Raw genomic sequence first — 15440 nt, 5'->3', positions numbered from 1 at the left:
CCTATTGAGGTGCTTCTTCACCCCCGGGAGCGCCCGGTCCACCCGGACCTGCCCCCATCATCGACTGAAGGGCGGCTGCACGCGCCTGGAAATCTTCCTTGCTCATGAAATCGACGACCTCGACTTCGAACGTGAGCGCGGCGTTGGGCGGGATCGGCGAACCGGGAGGCGGCTCTGCGCCATAGGCCATGTCGCTGGGAATGGTCAGCTCGTACTTTCCGCCCTTCTGCATCTGCGAAAGACCCTCGACGAAGCCGGGAATGATCGCGCCTTCTTCCAGGAGGAGCGGGTTGCCTTCGGGGAATATCCCCGGCGGAATCGGGAGCGGCTGCGAACGGTCAAACTCGGTGCCGTCGGCCAGCCTGCCGACATACTGCACGAAAACGACGTCGCCGAGCTGCGGATTGGGGCCGGTACCTTCAGTGATCGTGTCGACGCTCAGGCCCTTGGGTGCGGCTGCCCATGCGAGGCCAGCGCCCAGCAGGATGGCGACGATGACGCCCAGCCAGAGCTTGGCGAGCGAGCCCTTCTTGAGGGGCTGGAGCGGTACGCGGGTGATTTCGGTCATGAAAATTCGTCCTGATACGCAAAGGGCGCGGATTTCTCCGCGCCCTCATGGCTTAGCTTAGTGCAGCAATCAACGGCTTACTTGATGCCGTCGCGCTCCATGCGCTTGCGCTCGAGCTTGCGTGCACGGCGAACGGCAGCAGCCTTTTCACGGGCGCGCTTTTCGCTGGGCTTTTCGTAATGACGACGCAGCTTCATTTCGCGATACACGCCTTCACGCTGCAGCTTCTTCTTGAGCGCGCGGAGGGCCTGGTCGACATTGTTATCGCGAACCATGATCTGCATAAACTTCAATACCTCGACTTTACGGGCCAGAGCCCGCGTCAGTAGCGGGGTATGCCTCCTTGAATAGGGTGTCGCTTAATCAACGAAAAGCGCGCCGAATCCGTTCCGGACCGGCTCGAATGGCGCGCACATACGGATTCGCGATGAAAAAGGCAAGCGTGCTCTATCGCCTTTCATAGCGGGCCATGAGCGGCTAGGGGCTGGGACGATGTCCACCCTGTCCCCCCTCGTCGCAACCGTGCACGTCGCCCTTGGCGGCGCGGCGGGCGCTGCGCTGCGTTACCAGATTGGGCGCGCCATGACCAATTGGCTCGGCGCCCCCATCGTGACCGCCTTTCCTTTCGCCACCCTCGCCGTCAATGCGTTGGGCAGCCTGCTGATGGGCCTGCTTGCCGGCTGGCTTGCGCGGCACGGGGGCGAAAACAGCGAACAGTTGCGCGTCCTGCTGGGTGTCGGCCTGCTCGGCGGATTCACCACCTTCTCCGCCTTCAGCCTCGAAATGGTACTGATGATCGAGCGTGGCCAGTATCTGTTTGCCTCGCTCTATGCGATTTTGTCATTCGCGCTCGGGATCAGCGGGCTGATGGTCGGACTGGCCGTAATGAGGATTGCGGGATGAAACCCTCCGGCGAAGTACGCAATTTCACCGTGGAAGCGGATGACGACGGCATCCGGCTGGATCGCTGGTTCAAGCGCCACCTCCCGCAGATCGGCTTCGGCACGGTCAGCAAGTGGGCGCGCACGGGACAGATCCGCGTCGATGGCAGCCGCGCCAAGCCCGACGATCGCCTGCAGGAAGGCCAGCAGATCCGCGTACCGCCGGGCGGAGATGCGCCGCACAAGAAGCCCAAGGAGCGGCGCGAGCTGACCAAGGCCGAGCTCGAGCAGGCCGAGGCGATGCTCATCATGCAGACCAAGAGCGCGCTGGTAATCAACAAGCCGCCGGGTCTTGCGACGCAGGGTGGAACCAACACCTTCAACCATGTCGACGGCTTGCTCGATGCCTATATGGAAGAGGGCGACGAACAGCGTCCGCGCCTCGTCCACCGGCTCGACAAGGATACCTCGGGCGTTCTCCTCGTGGCGCGCACTCCGGGCAGCGCAGCGTATTTTTCCAAGCGGTTTTCCGGACGCAGCGCCAAGAAGATCTATTGGGCGCTGGTAGTCGGCGTGCCCGACATCAAGCAGGGCGTGATCGAGGCACCGCTCGCCAAGCAGCCCGGATCGGGCGGCGAGAAAATGCATGTCGACCATGAAGGCGGCGCACCAGCCAAGACCAAGTACCGTGTCGTCGAAACGGCGGGCAAGAAGGTCGCGTGGCTCGAACTCCAGCCGATGACGGGTCGCACCCACCAGCTGCGCGTCCATTGCGCGGCGATGGGCCATCCGATCGTGGGCGACGGCAAGTATGGCGGTAAGGAAGCCTTCCTGACCGGCTCGGTCAGCCGCAAGATGCACCTGCACGCGCGACGCCTGATCATAGACAGCCCCGATGGCGGCAAGCTCGATGTGACGGCAGACCTGCCCGAACATTTCGCTGCCAGCATGGACCAGATCGGCTTCGACGAGAACGCCAGCGACGCGATGCCCATGCGAGACGATCCCCCGCCCGCAACGCGCGAAGAAAAGAAGCAGAAGGCGCGCCAGCACGCGAAGAACTACCGCAAGGCGCAGCGCGGACCGCGCCGCGCGCGCGGCGGTACGGGTGGCAAGCCCAAGGGCAAGAAGAAGTGAACCGCCTCGTCGTATTCGATTGCGACGGAACACTCGTCGACGGGCAGGCGGCCATTTGCGACACGATGGATGAAGCCTTCGCCGCCGCCAAGCTGGGCCCGCCCGATCGCAACGAGGTGCGCCGGATGGTCGGGCTAAGCCTGCCGCAGGCACTCGGTATCCTCGCCCCCGATGCCAGCGAGAGCCAGCGCGAGATTGCGCTCGAAGCCTACAAGGCCGGCTATCGCAGCCGCCGCGAGACGGGCATCCTCGAAGAACCGCTGTACGAAGGCATGGCCGCGCTGATCGAACGGCTCGATGCGGCCGGATGGCTTCTCGGCGTTGCTACCGGCAAGAGCGACCGGGGTCTGCACGCCTGTCTCGACACGCATGGCATCAAGCACCGCTTCGTCACGCTCCAGACCGCCGACCGTCATCCGAGCAAGCCGCATCCTGCCATGCTCGAACAGGCACTGGCCGAGGCCGGTGTCGAAGCGAGCCAGGCGGTGATGATCGGTGATACAAGCTTCGACATGGACATGGCGCGCGCAGCTAACGTGCGGGCCATCGGCGTCGCCTGGGGCTATCACGAACCGCGCGAACTGATCGCGGCGGGCGCTGTCGGCGTGGCTGAAACAATGGAACAACTGGAGGAATTGATAGGTGGCTGAACCCGATCCCGCGGCGCGCAAGTTCTGGATCCTTCAGGCAGCCCGTTTCGGGGCCGTGCTGATGGTTTTCATCGGCGCCCTGATCATCGGCAAGATCCTCGATCTGCCCGAAGTGGTGGGGTATATCCTGCTCGTCATTGGCGCTGTGGAGTTTTTCCTCGTGCCCCGGATCCTGATGCGCAACTGGCAAAAGAATGGGCAATGAAGCGTTTCTACAAGGAAGTTACGACCGCTAGCACCGAACTGGGCTGGACGGTTTCCCTCGATGGCCGCCCGATCAAGACGCAGGGCGGACAGCCGCAGGTCGTGCCAAGCGAAGACCTAGCCGAAATGCTCGCGGCCGAATGGCGTGAACAGGGCGAGGAAATCGACCCGAGCGCTTTCCGCTATCGCGACATGACCGATTATGCGCTCGACGTGATCGCGCGCGACAAGGATGCCGTGGTCGAAAAGCTGCTTGGTTATGCAGAGACCGACACGCTTTGCTACCGCGCCAACCCGGAAGAGGCGCTCTACCGCCGCCAGCAGGAAGTGTGGGAGCCGATCGTCGCGGGAATGGAAGCGCGCGAAGGCGTGGCGTTGCACCGGATCAGCGGCATCCTGCACCGTCCGCAGACCGAGGAAACGCTCGCCAAGCTGCGCAGCCGGCTGGAAGCGCTCGACGCCTTCACGCTGACAGCGCTCGAACAGACGACCTCGCTCGCAGCCTCGCTCTGTATCGGGCTCGAGGCTCTGGAAGACGGTGCCGACGGCGAAGCACTATGGGATGCAGCCAACCTCGAAGAGGACTGGCAAGCGGACCTGTGGGGGCGCGATGAAGAGGCCGAGGAACGCCGTGCAAAGCGCAAGGGCGATTTCCTTGCGGCCATCCGGTTCGCAAGGGCAGCCTAACGTCGGCAGGGCGCCGAATATAGTGGTTCTACTCCCGAAGCCGGAGTTCCGCCTGCTTGCGTTCGCTCATAACAACCATGCAGTTAAGCGGCCCATACCTGCTCTCCAGCTTCGGATCGATGATCAAGCCCATCCAGTCCGGTGAGGTTTCGCCGGCAATAGCGATTTGCTGTTCGGGAGTTGCGGGGCCCAGTCGCGCGCCCTTCACCCCGCATTCGCGAGCTTCCTTCAAATATAGCTCGAGAACGTCACGAGGTCCGACCCCGTACACGATGGGATCGTCGTTCTCGTCGATTTTCACGCCGTAATTGTTTGCCGGCAGGTCGCAACCATCGCGTTTTTCCTTGAGGTCAACCGAAGGCGTCACGCTCGTGGCGGCTGCCCAAGCTGCATCGCGCACCTCGTCAGGCGAGCTTTTCGATGGCCACCAGCCTGGCGCCAGCCTCACCACTGTCATGTCGCCGGAGCGCCCTCGACAATCGATGGCCCAGCCGTGTTCGGAAACGATATCCTCGATCAATGCGATCTGTGGGGGCATGCCGGTTGCCAGCATACTATCGTCGGTATGCTCCCATTTCGACCACACGAGATCGTAGGCGAGGAGCGCGAGGCCCAGCGCACAAATAATCCAGAAGACGTTCTTCAATGCAGCGATCCAGAATGCAGCGTCGCTCGAAAGCGAAACAAGTCAGACCTCGGAGGCGATATCTACCCCACCCACTCCGCGACCTGTCCGGCCACGTCGTTTGCGGCTCGGTTGAGCGCAGGTCCCACGCTGCCGACATCGGCGGCCACGCCCGGCACGATTGCCTCGAAGCGTCGCGTTTCGACTGCGCTCCCCTCGCCCGGACGGACGGCGTCGAACACAACGACCACGCTGCCACTGCGCGCGTCATAGCCGAACTCGCGGAGGGTGCCGGTCAGGCGATTGGTGGCGAGCGCGCCCGGATCGTCGCCATCGACCACCACGCGGTTCGAACGGGTGCGGATCGTTTCGGCGATCAGGCGGCGGAACAGGCGCGCGGGCCTTTCAACCCACACCGCGTCCTTGAGATAGGCGATTTCCGTGTCGGAGACCTGCACCGGCACACGCGTCACGTTGAGCGCCGCCGGAGCCTGGAATTCGACCAGCGAAATGGCCGTGTCCGCCGTGCTCGACCCGCCGGTGCCGGCCGGTGCGGTTGCGGTCGCCGTCAGCGTCAGCAGGCTTTCGGGCGGTTCGCTGCCGAAGGACAGGCATCCGCCCAGCAGCAATGCAGGGGCAAGGACGGCGAGTTTGAAATGCGTGGTCATCGCGGCTTGGCCCCTTCTCACGGCTCGTAATCGGGCAGTGGCTGCCCTTCGAGAAGAGCGCCAGCGCCCCTCTCGTCGATCTTTTCGGTCACATCGCGCAGCGCCTTGCTGGTCGCGCGCAAATCACGCAGCGTCGCCTCGGCCGCCGGAAGCGTGCTTTCGGTGAGTTGCTTCGTGGCAGGTCGCGCTTCGGCGAGAACGCCCTGCAATTCTTCCGAAGCATCGCCGGCCTGCTTCAGCGTGGTGCGAAGCTGGTCGGCCAGCTGCGCGCCTTCCTGGTTGAGCAGGCGGTCGGTCGAAGCCGTGACTTTCTCGAACTCGTCCAGCGCCTCCGATGCTTCGCGCAGGGTCACCTGCAGTTCGGCCATGGTCCGTTCGAACTGCGGCGCGGCCTGCGCGAGGTCGGCGGTCATGCGGTTGGTGTTGGCGAGAATGCCGGCAATCTCGCCCTGGTTTTCCTCATCCAGCAATTGGGTCAAACGCTCGGTCAGCGTGGCGAGCCGTTCGAGCAGCAGCGGCGCGTTGGAGAGCAGTGCATTGAGACCGCCGTCCTTGGGAGGAATAATCGGCACGCCCTCGGTGCAGGCTGTCGTTTCGCAGGAAATCGGCGGAGCTCCGCTACGCGCGCCGTCGAGAAGGATGGTCGAAACGCCGGTGAAGCTGCCCTGGATGGTTGCCGTCGTGCCGACGAGGATGGGCACTTCTTCCTTCACGCTAATGCGAACGCGAACGAATTCGGGGTCCTTGTCCCACAGCGCGATCTGGCTGACCTGCCCCACGGGAACACCGGCAAAGGCCACCTGGCTGCCATTGGCGAGGCCCGACACGCTTTCCTTGAAGAAGATGTCGTATTCCTTCTGCGCGCCTTCGCCCCAGCGCGCGATCCACACGATGAACAGCGCCAGCGCCGCCAGCACTGCGAGCGTAACAGCCCCCACCCAAACGTAATTTGCCCGCGTTTCCATTCGCTAAGCCTTATCCTTGCCCGCAGGCGGTTTGTCCAACGCTTTGACCGCATGCTGAGCGATCGGCAGGTCCATGTGCTTCCTGAGTTCGTCGAGCGCCTGCGCCGTCAGCGCCGCCCGGCCACGTGGACCGTTGAAATATTCCTGTATCCAGGGGTGGTCGAGCTCCATCAGCTTGGGAACCGTATCGACCGCGATGATCTTCCTGTCGGCGATCACCGCCACCCGGTCGCAAATCTCGTGCAGCGTATCGAGGTCATGGGTGATCAGGAACACGGTGAGGCCGAGCGTTTCTTTCAGTTCGCGCGTCAGCCGGTCGAATGCTGCCGCACCGATCGGGTCGAGGCCCGCCGTCGGCTCGTCGAGGAAGAGGAGTTCGGGATCGAGCGCCAGCGCGCGGGCAAGGCCTGCGCGCTTTTTCATGCCGCCCGAAAGCTCGCTCGGATACTTGCGCACCGCCTCTTCAGGCAGTCCCGACAGGAGCACCTTGTAGCGCGCAATCTCCTTGCGCAGCGTTTCGTGAATTTCCGGGTAGAACTGTTTCAGCGGCACTTCGACATTCTCGCCCACGGTAAGCGTCGAGAACAGCGCGCCGCCCTGGAACAGCACACCCCACCGGTCGCGCACGCCGATCTCCTCGTCGGGCTGTGCCTGGATGATCGACTTGTCGAACACCCTGATATCGCCCTCGTTCGGTCTCTGCAGGCCGATGATCGAGCGCATGAGGACAGATTTGCCGCTGCCCGAACCGCCGACAACGCCGAGAATCTCGCCGCGCCTGACCTTGAGGTCGAGGTTTTCGTGCACGGTGATCGGACCAAACCGGTTGGTCAGCCCTTCGACCACGATAGGGTATTCGCCCTTGTAGCGCTCGTGCTTGTGGGTTTGCTTTGCCGCGCTCATCAGCCCCACCCCAGCTCGGTAAAGAAAACCGCGAAGAAGGCGTCGAGCACGATCACGGCAAAGATTGCCGAGACCACCGCCATCGTGGTCCGCGTACCGACCTCTTCCGAATTACCGTGCACCTGCAGCCCGTGATAGCAACCGGCAAGGCCGATGATCAGTCCGAAGACGGGCGCCTTGATGAGGCCGACCCAAAGGTCATAAGTCGGCACGACTTCCTGGATCCGCGCGAGGAAGGTCCAGAAGGGGATGCCCAGCATAACGTCGCCGATCACCGCGCCGCCGATGATCGCCATGCACGAAGCGTAGAAGCCGAGCAGGGGCATCATCAGCACGGCAGCCATGATCCGCGGAATGACCAGCGCTTCCATCGGCGCAATGCCGATCGTGCGCATCGCATCGACTTCCTCAGTCAGCTTCATCGTGCCGAGCTGCGCGGCAAAGGCGCTGCCCGAACGGCCGGCGACCATGATCGCGGTCATCAGCACGCCGAGTTCGCGCAGGGTGATGCGCCCGACGAGGTTGATCGTCAGCGTCTCCGCGCCGAACTGCGCGAGTTGTACCGCACCCTGCTGGGCGATGACGATGCCAATGAGGAAGCTCATCAGGCCGATGATCGGCAATGCGGAAACGCCGACCAGTTCGGCTTGTCTCACCAGCGCGACCATGCGGAAACGGCGCGGATTGCGGATCAGCGACCAGGCGGCGGTCAGCAGGGCACCCAGAAAGCTCAGGACGCCGTAAGTACCCGTCCGCAGGTTGAAGACTTTCTCCCCCAATGATTCGGGTACGCGGCTCCAGATCGGCAGGCGCGGTGCGGAAAGATCGTCTTCGGCATCGATATTCTCGAGCGCGCCGAGCAGCCGCTGCGCACGCTCGCCCGCTCCAGAAACCTCGGCACCGAGGCGCGAGGCGACCTCGCGGGCAAGCCATGCACCGACGGTATCGATCTCGGAAACATCCGAGATATCGACGCTGACGATATCTCCTTCGATAACGCGCAGGTCCTCATCGATCGGGCCGATCGTCGACACGAGGTAAGGTCCGGTGAGCTTCAGCACCGTGCCCCCATCGCCCTCTTGCAGTTCGTATTCCGCGAAACCTGTCATGCGGCTCGCGGTATGCGGGGAAACGCTTCGCTAAACAAGCACGTATCGTTTCCCCTCCCCTACGGCGTTGCATCGCACAAAATGGGCTGGCAAAGGCCCTGATATGACCACCGAGCTTTCAAAGACCTTCGACCCCGCCGATATCGAGCAGCGCTGGTACGCGCATTGGGAAGAAAACGGCCTGTTCCGCCCCGAGCGGCCCGATGCCGAGCCCTTCACCATCGTGAACCCGCCGCCCAATGTCACGGGCTCGCTCCACATCGGCCACGCGCTCGACAACACGCTGCAGGACGTGGTGATCCGCTACGAACGCCTGCGCGGCAAGGATGCGCTGTGGGTGGTCGGCACCGACCACGCCGGCATCGCCACGCAGATGGTGGTCGAACGCCAGATGGAAGCGAAGCAGGACAAGCGCACGAATTACTCGCGCGAGGATTTCGTGGACAAGGTGTGGGAATGGAAAGAGGAAAGCGGCGGCACGATCACGCGCCAGCTGCGCCGCCTCGGCTGCTCGATGGACTGGAGCCGCGAGCAGTTCACGATGGACGAGCATTTCTCGAACGCCGTGCTCAAGACCTTTGTCGACCTTTACAACGACGGCCTGATCTACCGCGACAAGCGGCTGGTGAACTGGGACCCGAAGCTGAAGACCGCGATCTCGGACCTCGAGGTCGAGACTACGGACGTGAAGGGCTCGTTCTGGCACTTCAAATATCCGCTGGAAGACGGCGTAACGACGTCGGAGGGCAAGGATCACCTCGTCGTCGCCACGACGCGGCCCGAAACCATGCTCGCCGACATGGCGGTGGCGGTTCACCCCGATGACGAGCGCTTCAAGTCGGTTGTCGGCAAGCATATCGTTCTGCCGATCACCGGTCGCCGCGTGCCCATCGTGGCCGACGAGCATGCCGATCCCGAACTCGGTTCGGGCTGCGTGAAGATCACGCCGGGTCACGACTTCAACGATTTCGACGTGGGCAAGCGCGCAGGCTTCAAGCCGGCCGACATGCTCAACATGCTCGATGGCGAGGCCAACGTCTGCCAGACCGCCGACGGGCTGGTACCGGACGAATTCATCGGCCTCCACCGCTTCAAGCGTGACGGTGTCGATGGCGCGCGTGAGCTGGTCGTGGCGCGCATGAAGGTGCAGGGCTATCTCATCCCGCACATCGCCAAGACCAAGAAGGGCGAAGAACAGGAACTCGACGCCGAACCGCGCACCATCGCGACGCCCTTCGGCGACCGCGGCGGCGTGGTGATCGAACCGTGGCTGACCGACCAGTGGTATGTCGATGCCGAAAAGCTCGCCAAGGCCCCGATCGAAGCGGTCAAGGACGGCACGATCGAGATCGTCCCGAAGAGCTGGGAGAAGACCTTCTTCAACTGGATGGAAAACATCCAGCCCTGGTGCGTCAGCCGCCAGCTCTGGTGGGGTCACCGGATCCCGGCATGGTATGACGCCGAGGGCAAGGCCTATGTGGCCATGACCGAGGAAGAGGCGCAGGCGCAGGCCGGTGACGGCGTTGCCCTCGCCCGCGACGAGGACGTGCTCGACACGTGGTTCTCGTCGGCGCTCTGGCCCTTCGCCACGCTCGGCTGGCCGGACAAGACCGACCTGCTTGAAAAGCACTATCCCAACGACCTGCTGATCTCGGGCTTCGACATCCTGTTCTTCTGGGATGCGCGCATGATGATGCAGGGCATTCACCTCACCGGAAAGGCGCCCTGGCCGCGACTTTACCTCCACGGGCTGGTGCGCGCCGCCGACGGAGCGAAGATGTCCAAGTCGAAGGGCAATGTGGTCGACCCGCTCGGCCTTATCGACCAGTATGGCGCCGATGCGCTGCGCTTCTTTATGTCGGCAATGGAAAGCCAGGGCCGCGACATCAAGATGGATGAGCGCCGCGTCGAGGGCTATCGCAACTTCGCGACCAAGCTCTGGAACGCCACGCGTTTCTGCCAGTCGAACGGCATCGGCGCGAGCACCAGCATCGCGGCCCCCACCGCCACGCAGGCGGTCAACAAGTGGATCATCGGCGAGGTCGTCGAGACCAAGAATGCGCTCGAGCAGGCGATGGCCGACCTGCGCTTCGACGCCGCCGCGAACACGATCTATCACTTCGTGTGGGACCGTTTCTGCGACTGGTACATCGAGCTCATCAAGGGCAATTTCGACGAGGAAACCAAGGCGGTTGCCGGCTGGGCGCTCGACCAGATCCTTGTCATGCTCCACCCCTTCATGCCCTTCATCACCGAAGAGTTGTGGTCGAAACAGGGCGACCGTGCCGACTATCCGCTGATCACCGCAAAGTGGCCCGATCCGCAGGCTGAGCCAAGCTGGGAAGCCTCAGAAGAGATCGAGTGGGTGATTGGCTTCATCAAGGAACTGCGGTCTGCTCGTGCAGAATTGGATGTCCCCGCAAGTGCCAAGACCGAAATCTTAGTGATGAACGACATCTACTTTGACGGCCTGAAGGTTCAGCAAGGTGAGCGTTATGATCTAATTGATCGCTTCCGCACACACGGGCCGGCTATCGCACGGATGACTCGCTCTGATGTCGTTCAGATCATAATGACAGGCACAGCCTTTGAATTAGCAACAGGCAAGGTTCTCGACCGAACAGAGTATTCTTCTGACAAGAAGAAGGGGTTCACCATGGTTGTCGGGACAGCGACGTATCACATACCCCTTGAGGGTGTAATCGACTTTGGCGCTGCTCGATCAAGGCTTGAAAAGTCATTGGAGGCATCGATCAAGGAAGCAAAGTCGCTCGAGGGCCGCCTCGGCAATGCCAACTTCGTCGAACGCGCCAAGCCCGAGGCGGTCGAGAAGGCCCGTGCCGACCACGCGCACCACACGGCGGAGATCGAACGCTTGAAGGCCGCGCTCACGCGCCTAGGTTAGGCGCATGAAGCTCGATCACATGGTGGTGCTGGTTCGCTCATTGGAGACGAGCTTGCCCTGGTACGCAGCCTTGCTGGACCTGATCGGGTTCACCAAGACGCGCGATCATGTGTGGACGAGCGACGATGGCCTCAGCATCGACCTCAAGCAGGCCAAGGCAAGCACTTCGGATTACGAGCGATATGCGCCCGGCCTCAACCACCTCGGCTTTACCGCGCCCGACATGGCTGCGCTCGACGCGGTGCGCGACGGCATGGCAGCCGCCGGTTTCGAAGTCCCGGAGAAGCAGGAATTCGAAGGCGAGACAGCGACATTCTTCCGCGACCCGGAAGGCATGCGCGTCGAAGTGACGGTGTACAACTGACATGGCACTCGTACTCGCCACCGATGACGACGGCGGGCCGGAGATCTTCGCCTCCGTGCAGGGTGAAGGCCCGAGCGTCGGCATGCCGGTTGCCTTCATGCGGCTATCGCGCTGCAACCTCGCCTGTGTGTGGTGCGACACGGCTTACACGTGGCATTTCGAGGGCGACAACCGCCCGCACCGCGATGGCGTGACTTTCGAGCGCAAGGCCAACCAGGTCACGCTGGACGAGGAAGAGGTCGCCGCGCACATTATGCAGCTAGGGCAGGACCGGCTGGTGATCACCGGGGGCGAGCCCCTGCTGCAGGCGCCTGCGCTGGCCAAACTGCTCGACTTGCTGCCTGATATCTCGGTCGAGATCGAAACCAACGGCACGACCAAGGCGCCCCCGCGCCTCGATGTCCGCATCGACCAGTTCAACGTCAGCCCCAAGCTCGCCCACAGCGGTAATCCGGCCGACCTCGCGCTGCTCCCCGAACGGCTCGACGCCTATGCCACCGACCCGCGTGCATTTTTTAAGTTCGTAATTGCCGAACCCTCTGACGTCGACGAGGTCCTCGAGCTGCACGATCGCTACCGCTTCAAGCCCGGCCACGTCTTCCTCATGCCCGAAGGAACAGACAGCCAGACGCTGCGGACACGCGAGAAATGGCTAGCAGACCTATGCCTGAAGCACGGCTTCCGCATGAGCGACCGGCTGCATATCCATTTGTTTGGCGACACAAGAGGGACGTAGCCCCCTTGTGACCCTCAGACGCCGGGCGCCGCACCTCCGTGCGGCTTGGCTTCGCCGCAGTAGCGGCGGCGCGCAGTCGCGTTTTGACTGCCGTGACCAAGGACCGGGCCGAGGAAGGCCCGGCAAGGCCGACCGGCCGCCCGCAGCGGGTGCGGCTTGCCGCACGTATAGCGAGGACGAACCCGCTGAGGCGGGTTCAAAGAACAAAAGTCAGCCTTGGCTACGCCAGCGCTGCACGGTGCGCTGGACGATGTCTTCCTCGCCGCCGGGGTTGTTCCACATTTCGACGAAGCTCGGGTCTTCCGAAGCCGGACGCTTGACCTCTTCGAGATTGTCGAAGCTCACGCGGATCGGAATAGCGACACCCTCGCCGCAGATGATGCACTCGCGGTTGCGCAGCGCCGGGATCGCGTCGAGGAAACCGCGTGCGCCTTCGGGCATGGCTGCGCGGACGAAGTCCTGGTCCCGGTCGTTGTTCAGACGCATCGAGATGATCGTACCACACTGCGACAGCACGCCTTCTGCAAGGTCGGACGGGCGCTGCGTGATGAGGCCAAGCGAGATACCGTATTTACGGCCTTCCTTGGCGATACGCGAAAGGATGGTGCCCACCGAGTTGCCGTCGGCATTCTTCTCGTTCGGGACGTAGCGGTGCGCCTCCTCGCAAACCAGCAGGATCGGCGTACATTTTTCCTCGCGGCCCCAGATCGCGAAGTCGAAGACGAGGCGGCTCAGCACGGCCACCACGGTCGAGGTCACGTCCGAAGGCACGCCGGAAACGTCGATGATCGAAATCGGCTTGCCGTTCGAGGGCATGCGGAAAATCTTCGAAATGAAGTCGGCCATGGAATCGGCCACCAGCATCCCTGAGAACATGAACTGGTAGCGCGGGTCGGCCTTCAGCTCGTCGAGCTTGTTCTTGATGCGCATGTAAGGCGCGGAATTGGTCGCCTTGTCGAGCTTGCCCATCTGGTCCTGGATCTCGTTGGAGAGGTCCGAAAGCAAGTAGGGGATCGGCGAATCGACGGTGATCTTGCCCATGGTCTGCGCAAGCTTGCTCTTGCTGCGCGCCTTCAAGAGACACTTGGCGAGAATGTCGGCATCGACCTGCCGCTCGTTGCCATTGCTGGTGAGAAGGACCTCGCAGTGCTCCTCGAAGTTCATGATCCAGTAGGGCATCTGCAGGTTCGAAACGTCGAGGATGACGCCCGTCTGGCGGAAGGCTGCCGAATATTCGCCGTGAGGGTCGATCATCACGATGTGACCTTCGGGCGCTGCCTCGCAAATGCGGTGCAGGATCAGCGCGGCACTGGTCGACTTACCGGTACCGGTCGAACCCAGCAGCGCGAAGTGCTTGCCGAGCATGGCGTCTACATAGAGGCCGGCACGAATGTCCTTGGTCGGATAGACCTTGCCGATCGTGACCGCGCTGCGGCCATCGCTCGCATAGACCTGCTTGAGATCGGCGGTGGAGGCGGGATAGACCATCGCGCCCGGGACCGGGTAGCGGGTCACACCGCGGCGGAAACCGTGCAGCTTGCCGGTGAGCTTTTCCTCGATCCCTTCACCGAGGAAGTCGATGTTGGCGAGGATGCTGCCGGCCTTGCGGTCCTGTTTCTGGTTGCGGACGCTGGCGAGCAGCCAGCTGTTGCCGATGCGAATCTTGATCTGCGAACCGACCTGTCCGGCCATGGCGATGGCGGGGTCGGGGTCTTCGCCGCATTCGGTCAGGCGCTGGAGATCGATCGCGATCATCGATCCCGAACCTGCGATTTCCAGCACGACACCGATGGGCTGGAGCGCATTGTCGCTGAGAGGCTGCTCGTCCTCGGGCTCTTCCGGCTCGGGTTCAGGAGCTGCCTTGGGTGCGAGATCCGAAGGGCGCGGCGGCGCTTCGCCAAGTTTGGCGGCCGGAGCAGTAGCAGGAGCAGGCGAGGTTTCGACCGGGGCTTCGGCCTGCGGCTGCGGCTGCGGCATCACGGGCGCCGCGGCCTCGACGGGCTGCTGCTGGGCAGCTTTGGGTTCCGGGGCCTGTTCGCCATGCGGCTGGTGGACATAACCCGAGCGTGACTGGGCCGCCGCCGGTCCCTGCTCGCTATCGGCCGAGCGGCGGATGCGGTCGCGCAGGCTGTTGCTGCGACGCTGCGGCTGTTCCGCCTCCATCTGGCGCTGCGGATCGTAGGAACCGAAATTTCCGTTGCCCATATCGTTCATTAGTCTGCCCTGGCCCTCGTTTGGCGCACATGCGCCTTCGACCAGCGTGATGGCGGAAAACGGTTAAAATCGCGTCAACGATGGTGCGCGAGCGGCCGTTATCAGAGGCGGGCGAAAAGTCGGCCCGCGCCCCAGCCCATCAGGACGGAAAGCATGACCGCAACGAAGCCGTAGAGGAGGCCGTACTGGTTCGCGCTCAGCTCGACGAAGCGTTCGAACCCGACCTTGCGCACCTCGACTTCCGACACGGCAGACGCGATGACGCGGCCGCGGGTGACTGCGAATGTCTCCGCCGAATAGGTGCCGGTCGTCACATTCGACGGCAGCGAGATGCGCGCCTGGTAAAGCACGCCTTCGCTGATCTGCACGCCGCCGAAATCTTCCTTGTAGAGCCCCTGCCGGCGCTTCAGGTCGACGAGCCCGAGGGAGAAGCGCTGCTGTTCCTCGGGGTTGATGCTGCCACTTGGGGACAGCTGGATATAGCCGGTCCCGAATTCGTAGATCGCGGCGGTCTTGGCATCGACGATATCGTCGATCGGTCGCGAGGAGGCGACCGCGAAATAGCTGGGTACGGAGCGGAAATCATTGCTTTCCGCATTGACCCAGACCCCTGCGAACCGTTCCTTCTCGCGCAGGCGGATCGGTTCGGACGGGCCCTTGAGAACCACCACGATGTCATAGTCCTGCCCTGCCCTGCCCGCCGGGTCGAGCACGGCGCCGAACAGGAGCAGTTCGGTGCCTGTGAAGCCCTGTCGGACCTGCACGTCGTGCTGCGAAACCTCCGGCACGAGGACCGGATCGCGCTGGCCGCTGAGCATCAGCGC

General features: G+C 63.1%; 17 protein-coding genes. 8 read left to right on the top strand and 9 right to left on the bottom strand.

The features are described 5' to 3' along the window. Position 1: 1 nt before the first annotated feature. Entirely contained in the window at positions 2–568 is a 567-nt protein-coding gene (locus tag K3136_RS11815) for an FKBP-type peptidyl-prolyl cis-trans isomerase (protein ID WP_221430503.1), read from the bottom strand. A 77-nt stretch (positions 569–645) separates the two neighbouring features. Beyond that, positions 646–852 carry a 30S ribosomal protein S21 gene (gene rpsU, locus K3136_RS11810; protein ID WP_006834591.1) on the bottom strand — a complete coding sequence of 69 codons (207 nt, stop codon included), beginning with the start codon at positions 850–852 and terminating at the stop codon, positions 646–648. Between the two features lie 208 nt (positions 853–1060). Here rpsU and crcB point away from each other — a divergent pair, with 208 nt between their 5' ends. From crcB to K3136_RS11785, 5 genes are read left to right on the top strand one after another with little or no spacing between them, the layout of a single operon-like run. After that, positions 1061–1471: a fluoride efflux transporter CrcB gene (crcB, locus tag K3136_RS11805; RefSeq protein WP_221430502.1), complete on the top strand. Its 411-nt coding sequence runs from the start codon at positions 1061–1063 to the stop codon at positions 1469–1471. Beyond that, entirely contained in the window at positions 1468–2586 is a 1119-nt protein-coding gene (locus K3136_RS11800; protein ID WP_221430501.1) for an RluA family pseudouridine synthase, read from the top strand. The genes crcB and K3136_RS11800 overlap by 4 nt, the downstream gene beginning before the upstream one ends. Next, entirely contained in the window at positions 2583–3236 is a 654-nt protein-coding gene (locus K3136_RS11795) for an HAD-IA family hydrolase (RefSeq protein WP_221430500.1), read from the top strand. The genes K3136_RS11800 and K3136_RS11795 overlap by 4 nt, the downstream gene beginning before the upstream one ends. Then, positions 3229–3441: a hypothetical protein gene (locus K3136_RS11790; RefSeq protein WP_221430499.1), complete on the top strand. Its 213-nt coding sequence runs from the start codon at positions 3229–3231 to the stop codon at positions 3439–3441. The genes K3136_RS11795 and K3136_RS11790 overlap by 8 nt, the downstream gene beginning before the upstream one ends. Next, complete coding sequence (locus K3136_RS11785) at positions 3438–4127, top strand: ATP12 family chaperone protein (protein WP_221430498.1); 690 nt, start codon at positions 3438–3440, stop codon at positions 4125–4127. Before K3136_RS11790 ends, K3136_RS11785 begins: the two co-directional genes overlap by 4 nt. 28 nt (positions 4128–4155) lie before the next feature. On the opposite strand, the gene K3136_RS11780 is transcribed toward K3136_RS11785, so the two are convergent. The 5 genes from K3136_RS11780 to K3136_RS11760 all read right to left on the bottom strand — a co-directional run bounded on the left by K3136_RS11780 (position 4156) and on the right by K3136_RS11760 (position 8397). Next, complete coding sequence (locus tag K3136_RS11780; protein WP_221430497.1) at positions 4156–4773, bottom strand: hypothetical protein; 618 nt, start codon at positions 4771–4773, stop codon at positions 4156–4158. Between the two features lie 62 nt (positions 4774–4835). Then, complete coding sequence (locus K3136_RS11775) at positions 4836–5420, bottom strand: ABC-type transport auxiliary lipoprotein family protein (RefSeq protein ID WP_221430496.1); 585 nt, start codon at positions 5418–5420, stop codon at positions 4836–4838. Positions 5421–5437: 17 nt separating this feature from the next. Beyond that, positions 5438–6385 carry an MlaD family protein gene (locus K3136_RS11770; protein WP_221430495.1) on the bottom strand — a complete coding sequence of 316 codons (948 nt, stop codon included), beginning with the start codon at positions 6383–6385 and terminating at the stop codon, positions 5438–5440. 3 nt (positions 6386–6388) lie between these two features. Further along, positions 6389–7288 carry an ABC transporter ATP-binding protein gene (locus K3136_RS11765; RefSeq protein ID WP_221430494.1) on the bottom strand — a complete coding sequence of 300 codons (900 nt, stop codon included), beginning with the start codon at positions 7286–7288 and terminating at the stop codon, positions 6389–6391. Beyond that, positions 7288–8397, bottom strand: coding sequence for an MlaE family ABC transporter permease (locus tag K3136_RS11760; RefSeq protein ID WP_221430493.1), 1110 nt, complete (start codon positions 8395–8397; stop codon positions 7288–7290). The genes K3136_RS11765 and K3136_RS11760 overlap by 1 nt, the downstream gene beginning before the upstream one ends. A gap of 103 nt (positions 8398–8500) precedes the next feature. On the opposite strand from K3136_RS11760, the gene K3136_RS11755 reads away from it, so the two are divergent. Genes K3136_RS11755 through K3136_RS11745 form a run of 3 tightly spaced genes read left to right on the top strand, consistent with a single transcriptional unit; the run spans position 8501 to position 12402 of the window. Then, positions 8501–11302: a valine--tRNA ligase gene (locus K3136_RS11755; RefSeq protein ID WP_221430492.1), complete on the top strand. Its 2802-nt coding sequence runs from the start codon at positions 8501–8503 to the stop codon at positions 11300–11302. A 4-nt stretch (positions 11303–11306) separates the two neighbouring features. Continuing rightward, positions 11307–11666, top strand: coding sequence for a VOC family protein (locus tag K3136_RS11750; protein WP_221430491.1), 360 nt, complete (start codon positions 11307–11309; stop codon positions 11664–11666). Position 11667: 1 nt separating this feature from the next. Further along, positions 11668–12402 (top strand): 7-carboxy-7-deazaguanine synthase QueE, encoded by a 735-nt coding sequence (locus K3136_RS11745; RefSeq protein WP_221430490.1) that lies wholly within the window; start codon positions 11668–11670, stop codon positions 12400–12402. A 210-nt stretch (positions 12403–12612) separates the two neighbouring features. Here the strand turns inward: K3136_RS11745 and K3136_RS11740 are convergent, their stop codons facing one another. Together K3136_RS11740 and K3136_RS11735 are read right to left on the bottom strand one after the other, a co-directional pair. Continuing rightward, positions 12613–14616, bottom strand: a complete 2004-nt coding sequence (locus K3136_RS11740) for an ATP-binding protein (protein ID WP_247711349.1) — start codon at positions 14614–14616, stop codon at positions 12613–12615. Positions 14617–14717: 101 nt separating this feature from the next. Next, positions 14718–15434, bottom strand: a complete 717-nt coding sequence (locus tag K3136_RS11735; RefSeq protein WP_221432310.1) for a TIGR02186 family protein — start codon at positions 15432–15434, stop codon at positions 14718–14720. Positions 15435–15440: the final 6 nt, after the last annotated feature.

Source organism: Qipengyuania gelatinilytica (assembly GCF_019711315.1).
GTDB lineage: Bacteria > Pseudomonadota > Alphaproteobacteria > Sphingomonadales > Sphingomonadaceae > Qipengyuania > Qipengyuania gelatinilytica.
The sequence above is the reverse complement of the archived record's forward strand: the minus strand, read 5'-3'. Positions and strand labels throughout refer to the sequence as shown.